This window comes from Desulfogranum japonicum DSM 18378 (assembly GCF_000429945.1).
Lineage (GTDB): Bacteria > Desulfobacterota > Desulfobulbia > Desulfobulbales > Desulfobulbaceae > Desulfogranum > Desulfogranum japonicum.
The window spans coordinates 1-6,511 of sequence record NZ_AUCV01000083.1 but is presented as its reverse complement, the minus strand read 5'-3'; the positions used below and the strand labels follow the sequence as shown (position 1 = coordinate 6,511).

7 protein-coding genes are annotated in these 6,511 nt (G+C 43.9%); 5 read left to right on the top strand and 2 right to left on the bottom strand.

Going from position 1 to position 6,511, the window contains the following annotated elements; genetic code table 11:
• Nucleotides 1-328 (top strand): transposase (locus G493_RS0121905; RefSeq protein WP_028582093.1); only part of this gene is annotated, 328 nt, incomplete at its 5' end.
• On the opposite strand, the gene G493_RS30715 is transcribed toward G493_RS0121905, so the two are convergent.
• Complete coding sequence (locus G493_RS30715; RefSeq protein ID WP_051309788.1) at nt 310-1,911, bottom strand: HsdM family class I SAM-dependent methyltransferase; 1,602 nt, start codon at nt 1,909-1,911, stop codon at nt 310-312. The two genes, G493_RS0121905 and G493_RS30715, sit on opposite strands and share 19 nt — an antisense overlap.
• Before the next feature lie 725 nt (nt 1,912-2,636).
• Here G493_RS30715 and G493_RS33575 point away from each other — a divergent pair.
• Nucleotides 2,637-2,837 (top strand): hypothetical protein, encoded by a 201-nt coding sequence (locus G493_RS33575; RefSeq protein ID WP_153306631.1) that lies wholly within the window; start codon nt 2,637-2,639, stop codon nt 2,835-2,837.
• Nucleotides 2,838-3,094: 257 nt separating this feature from the next.
• Here the strand turns inward: G493_RS33575 and G493_RS33570 are convergent, their stop codons facing one another.
• On the bottom strand, nt 3,095-3,313 hold the full coding sequence (locus G493_RS33570) for a hypothetical protein (RefSeq protein WP_153306630.1): 219 nt from the start codon (nt 3,311-3,313) through the stop codon (nt 3,095-3,097).
• A 482-nt stretch (nt 3,314-3,795) separates the two neighbouring features.
• Here G493_RS33570 and G493_RS0121885 point away from each other — a divergent pair, with 482 nt between their 5' ends.
• The 3 genes from G493_RS0121885 to G493_RS0121875 all read left to right on the top strand — a co-directional run.
• Nucleotides 3,796-4,071 carry a helix-turn-helix transcriptional regulator gene (locus G493_RS0121885; protein WP_028582091.1) on the top strand — a complete coding sequence of 92 codons (276 nt, stop codon included), beginning with the start codon at nt 3,796-3,798 and terminating at the stop codon, nt 4,069-4,071.
• A gap of 412 nt (nt 4,072-4,483) precedes the next feature.
• Nucleotides 4,484-5,791 (top strand): tyrosine-type recombinase/integrase, encoded by a 1,308-nt coding sequence (locus G493_RS0121880; RefSeq protein ID WP_028582090.1) that lies wholly within the window; start codon nt 4,484-4,486, stop codon nt 5,789-5,791.
• A 476-nt stretch (nt 5,792-6,267) separates the two neighbouring features.
• Nucleotides 6,268-6,511: transposase family protein (locus tag G493_RS0121875; protein ID WP_035275606.1), on the top strand; the 244-nt coding region annotated here is incomplete at its 3' end.

Sequence of the window (6,511 nt, the reverse complement as noted above, 5' to 3'; positions counted from 1 at the left end):
AACCAGCCGGGCATATCAGATTAAACTCAATTTTCAGGAACTCTTTACTCAAAAACCGCAAGACGCAGAGCAATATTTAAAAAAATGGTACTTCTGGGCCACGCACAGTCGGCTGGAGCCTATCAAACAGGCTGCTTACACCATCAAACGCCATTGGGAAGGTGTTCTCCAATGTTTCTCTTCTTACATCTCGAACGGATTACTTGAAGGTATGAACAGTCTCATTCAAGCCGCTAAAGCAAGGGCTCGTGGATACAGGACCAAACCAAACCTTATCACTATCGCATACATTATCGGTGGGAAACTTAATTATGGCTTACCCACATGATGTAGCGAGGAGCCTTTATTACTATGATTGTGTAGAAATCCCATTGCAGGGAGCAAGAAAGCAACCAGGCCATTTGAAGTAATGTGAGAAAGGGCTTTCCACGTAAACCCCCAAGCAGCCTCTTTGCTTGGAATGGGAAAACCGCTTTCATTACACCATCTTTCTGCAGTGCTATCTGCGCCATGGCGACTTGCCCATGGTGGATTGCCTAAGATGACGTCAAATGTTTGATCGTCTTCGGTATTATCAAAAAAATCACATTCAACAAATGTTTTTCCCCATAACTCAGGTAAAAGACGTTCCTTCTTCGTCAATGTTGTGAAATCCCTTGGATCAACTTGTTCCAGCAAAGCAATGTACAGAGAAAACACAGTGACACGCACAGCATGACCGTTAACATCCCATCCATAAAACCGCTTTAAAATGTTAAGCAGGCTATCCCAACGAATTTTCTGATTGTTATGTGTTGCTCTCCAGTGGTCACATAGGCGCTGAAACATACGCACAAGAAAAACGCCTGAACCACATGCTGGATCAAGGAATGTACCTTTATCCTTGATAGCAGGAGTTAACGTATCCCAAATCTGAGAAATGACCGTATCAGCCAAAAACATAGGTGTATAATAGGCTCCAAGTTTCCTTCTCTCAGATTCGTTTTCACCTAAAAAACGATCATAGACAGCACTGATTAGTTCCACTGGGATATATTTGAAATCGTACCCCCAGAAACGGAGTTGGCCAGTATTTCCGGCCATCTCCTCTTTTCCTAATTGAAATCGGGCTAAAATAGATAGGTGTTGATCGTTTAATATTGGGACTTTTTGGGTTTGTTCAAAAGAGCACGGTGCAACAAATAGGTTACCATTAAAATTAAAACGTAGTGCATCGAACAATTCGTTTAATAGTTGTGGTTTTCCCGAGCTTAGAACCTCACCAAAATTTGAAACCGCGTTATTTGTTTTCTCAAGTATATATTCTGGCGTTATGATACCCCGATCCTCAAGGTAGGAGACAAACATGGTTTGCATTAATAATGCTTGTGAAGCGTCCGAAGAAAGTCCCTTATCACATAAGCGGCGATAAGACTCACTTAAATTATTCAAAAGAACATTATCAACCCGTTCCTGAGAAGGGAAAAACTCGCTATGGGATTCCCACAAACGACCAGATTCTGCGCCTGAGATTAATCCTTTTAGTGCAAGAGCGTCGGAGGTCGCATTTAATGTCTCAATTAAACAGCGCTTTATAAATTCCTCATCAGAATCTTTAGCTGTTCTTCTTACAAGAGAAAATACACGTAAAGTATCGTCTGAGATAACTAAAAAAAGGCTTGCTAACCCTTGGTTCCAAAGAGCAGCATGTGTTTCTGTTACGATTGATTGATCATAGGTGTCTTGCACCAGCAGCGCGACAGTTGGAACATTTTGAACACAAAAAACAGCCGAAAGACCGAGCTTACTGAAACAATCACGCAAAGCCCCTGCATGGGGAACATCAACCACCTCATCAAGTGATTGAAAAAGCTCTGGAGGGGTACGATAAGAGAGCCCCAGATAGTTAGTCCATGTCTGAGGTAGCGTCATAATTACGTTTTTTCCGTTTGTTCATATAATCCCAGGGGCAATTTTCAGGAATATATCTATTGTAAATAAATAAAAGGGAAAGCCAATATCTGCAAGAATAAAGTGGAGATACGCTCAAATTACAAACGTAATCACTGACCCTAACTAATTGTGTTTTCAACCTCGTCTTTGCCACAATTGAGGCAATGGAGCCCCTTAGACTTCACTTGCCAACCATGCAAAGAGGTTACCATAAGAGGTGTATCATATAGTGAGCACCCCCCAAAAAAAGTGAAATTTTTCATCAGGGGCAATCAGGTTCTCTTATTAACAGCTCGACATAGATATGTTAACCTTAAAATCACTACTACTTTGGTACTTCCCTTTATAAATGCTCCGCATCCAAGGACGGTTCCTTGGTCGTCATCTACTGGCGAAACAGTGGTCGTGGTTGGGCGACGAAACGCTCACGGTATCCAATCGGCGGACGGTTGGTGCATGGTTCAATCCAGATGGAGAGGCACTTCTCCAAGCTCTGGTCGATGGGGGTTAGGGGAGCAGCGCTGAAGGCTCCCCAATGACGATCAAACGGTCAGTCGTTTGTGGTGCATTGAGGGGGCATTTCCTCAATGTGCCAAACAGCTCTTGCCTTCAGAGACACATTTTCAATTGGTTCTGAAGCTTAGAGCGGTCAAGAGGGATACAACGGGAGAGCGACAGCCATCTCCCTTGTCAAGGTGGTGCTTGTGGGGCGAATTCGTAGAATTTGTACTACATGCACACATCTTGCGGTCATCGCTAACGCAGTTCTCACCCATAGCAGAGCTATTGCTGCTCCTGCTAAATCACATGCTGTTCGATGTGCTTTTCACGATGACGGACGCTCCGGTACTATGACCTACGCTTTGATTTTCGGCAAGGCACTATTGCCTGCCTCCTTGCCATAACTAACCGCTCCTCCAGAGCATCGTTCTTAGGCAATATAAGAGCCACTGACGCTCTCTACCGCCTGCTGCCTGATCTCTTTGTTATGAGACATAGTAAAGCCATCATGCAGGCGGTATGGCCTTTGTCTAGAAGTAAAGGCCATGTGGGTGGGGTAGTGGTCGGAATGGTTTTATCAAAAAACATTCCGGGGGCCATCAAAAAGAAACCCTGTGCGTTGAACAGCACAGGGTTGAGTCTTTATATAAAAGATCAGGCGTTATTCTTGATCTTCAGTGCTGTCTACCTTCGGAAAGGCATAAAAGCCTTTACTGATGAGCTGTACGCCATGCAACTTAATGTACAAGCCGCCATCTTCGCGCTCCCATGCAACACCAATGCTTTCATAGCTCGATTTTTTACTGGAATCGGCTTTCATCCAAAGGCTATGCGTAGGCTTTGAAGTGTTCGCTTGCTGATTTGTATTTTGAAAAGTCATGGGAAAATCTCCTTTTGATAATTTTAAAAAGCTGACCTATTTCAGCCTTGTGAAACGCCGTAACCCCGTCAGGAGACAGGGGCATGTCACATCATTTTGTGGGGGACCAAAAGCAAGTCTTGGATGCTAAAGCACCCTTAGACGCGCATATGGGTAAAATGATTTGATAGGAACCGACTGACAGGGTAGCGCTCACAAATCATGGCTGAAGTTGGTTTCGGGCTTTTATTAGCAAAAGGCGATATATGACGAGAAGTGTTTCAAGTCATCAGAGCGGCTCAAGGTTCCGAGCAACTTGCCGTTATTAAGGAAATTTTAAAACATTGCTGTGTATACTGATAATAAGGGGCTCGTTTTTACGAGCTCTAGCCATGCAAAGATTTTGAACCTATAGCTCTCTTGTTTAAAACGGCTGGCGAGACTTCAAGGGCGCATTACTAGAACTTTTAACGGGGCAACTGCCCTGCCGAAAGGAATGCGCTATGAAGAATTTTATAAGTGAAAAGAGCATTAGGGCCGATTTTGAAGCACAGGTCACAGCATCGCTGATGATCCAGAGTAATGCTTTAATACCTATAAAATTAGCCGTGAAGCTATGCGGCATCTCCCGTCAGGAGATAAACCGCCGCATAGCTCGCGGCACTTTCCCCAAGCCTCAGAAACTCTCTGGCAGGCATAATGCCATCCGCAAGGCCTTCTATCTTCGTGACCTGCACGAATGGATTAAAAATCCCCATATGTACCTCCAGCACGACTAACCACTAAATTTTCCACAGAAAACTCTGAGCCTGTATTTTGCTCAAAAATGGGCAGAATTTTCCCAAGTAGCCAGAGACTTTTGATAGATATTCTGGCAATCACAGAAAACCATTAACACATTGTTTTACAAGGGAGAATAGTGGTGACCGCGCGGGGATTCGAACCCCGGACCTACTGATTAAAAGGGGACAGATTTAAGCGGTTCTTAATCTCTGTAACGTATACTGAGTAAGGGATGCAACAGTTTGATATGACAAAATAAGTCTTAAAGCCATATTCTAGCTTTTCGACTCTTCTGAAAGCCGCGCTCACAAAGGAATAGAAAAACTTTAACCTTGCGCATAGTTACTCATTTTGGCCATTTTGGAAACATATCTCAAGTAGCCAGCCAAGTAGCCAGAAAGAAGTCAAATGTCAAATACCATCAGATTTATCGACACTGTAATCAGAAACCTCCAACCTTTAGAAAAACGCCAAACATTCTGGTGCATAGGATGTCCCGGTTTTGGGATACGTGTCAACCCTAGTGGGTCTAAGATGTTCATTTTCAAATATATGGCTGGAGACAAAAAAGAAATCAGCCGCTGGATCACCATAGGAAAGTACCCAGAATGGTCAATCAGGAGGGCAAGGCATGAATATGATGAACTTTACCAGCAAGTCTATGAATATGGACGGGATCCTGTACAGGAAGAGAAGGACGAAAAGGCCAAACAGATAGAAGAAAAAACGGTTAAGGACTTCACAGCAGAATATCTGCACTACGCACGATTGAGAGAAAAACCATACGTTGACGAGGAAGAACGGTATTTCAGACAGGATATATGGCCTGTCATAGGAGACAAGCTCTTCAACGAAGTTCATGTCGATGACATTGAGCAAATTCAGGAAAACATTCTCAAACGATGCAAAAAGATAAAATCTGCAACACGGGGCGGTAGAGTTGCCATCAAGTATGCAATTGGTGCAACGAGGCGGCTTTTCGATTTTGCAATAAAGAAGGGGTTAACAAACATCAATCCTGCCAGAAATATAGAGCCTCTTGGACAAGGAGGCGTGCGGAGCAGAGTTCTAACCTTTGAAGAAATATGGACCTTCTGGAACAGGATAGAGATGTTGGACATCTCTCCCGTTCCGGCAAAAGCGCTCAAATTTTTATTGGCGACCATGCAGCGGAGCAATGAAGTTCGAAATATCCGCTATAGTCGCGTCAACTTTACAGATGCCGTTTGGCAGATGGAACGCCATGAAACGAAAAACCGCACAATGCACCGTGTGCCTTTAAACAGATATGCTATAGATTTAATCGAAGACGTAAGACCTTTGACAGAGGCTTCAGAATATATATTTGGCAGCACAAAACTATTTGAGCCCCTAAAGAATCCCAACCCTAAGCTGCAACCAATGTGCAGCACCTCCCTCTCCCAAGCAATCCGCAGGAATCGTAAACACCTCGGCATTGATGACTTTCGGCCTCATGATTTAAGACGCACTGGCGCGACATGGATCACAGCAGTCGGTTTGCCTAAACTTTACGCGCGCTTGATGCTCAATCATAGTGACGGAGAACGCGATGTGACTGGCGAAGTAAACGTTCAATACTCTAAGACTTTGAGAAACAACGCGCTGTCAAAGTCTGGGAATTCATCCTCGACCAGATCGTCACCTGCAAGAGCAAACAGGACATCCCTACTCTTGAAGAATTGCGAACGCGGGTAAGAGAAGCTGGGCTAATTTGATAGGCAAGAATAGATTTTCTCTTTCAACTTTTATGATTGGCGTAGCCAACTAATTCCAAAGTCCCCTTGCGACCAGCGGAGCGCGGTAGCGCGTTGGCCACTGGGGGAATGTTGGCCCTATATATATCTTTCTATGCGGGAACAAGGTTTTTATTAATTTATGAGGTTGATCGTGATGGGCTGGCTCGCAAGGGGGCGCTTTTGCGCTGTTTGTCTTTATCTATTCTCATAAAATTAAATAGTTACCTACCACAGCAAAGCGGAAGTCTCATATCTGAAATACTAGAATCACGCGTAAAACAAACCGGATTTCTTTAATTGAATCCCTCCAGTGCAGGGCAATCGCATGGGTAACAACCTATACTCAAGCAAATAGTCTACTTTCTTTTATCGTCTTAACAGGTTACATAGTTTTCTTCGTCACCCCTGATAACTCGGATTTACAAAAGATTACAGATGAAGAAACAAGCAAGTTCTCTTTTTGTGAAACACTTTTCCACCCTGGATGACCCCAGAGATACGGATCAAATCAAACATAACCTGCTCGATATTCTTGTAATTGCCATCTGCGGTACCATTTGCGGTGCAGATGGCTGGAAACCCATTCAAGAATACGGACTTGCCAAGCAAGAATGGTTGAGCACCTTTCTTGCTTTGCCTTATGGAATTCCATCACATCATACGTTCGGCAGAGTCTTCG

Coding starts and splice junctions, on each gene's coding strand:
- G493_RS30715 (WP_051309788.1), bottom strand. CDS start 1,911: ATGACGCTACCTCAGACATGGACTAACTATCTGGGGCTCTCTTATCGT.
- G493_RS0121880 (WP_028582090.1), top strand. CDS start 4,484: ATGTCAAATACCATCAGATTTATCGACACTGTAATCAGAAACCTCCAA.
- G493_RS0121885 (WP_028582091.1), top strand. CDS start 3,796: ATGAAGAATTTTATAAGTGAAAAGAGCATTAGGGCCGATTTTGAAGCA.
- G493_RS33570 (WP_153306630.1), bottom strand. CDS start 3,313: ATGACTTTTCAAAATACAAATCAGCAAGCGAACACTTCAAAGCCTACG.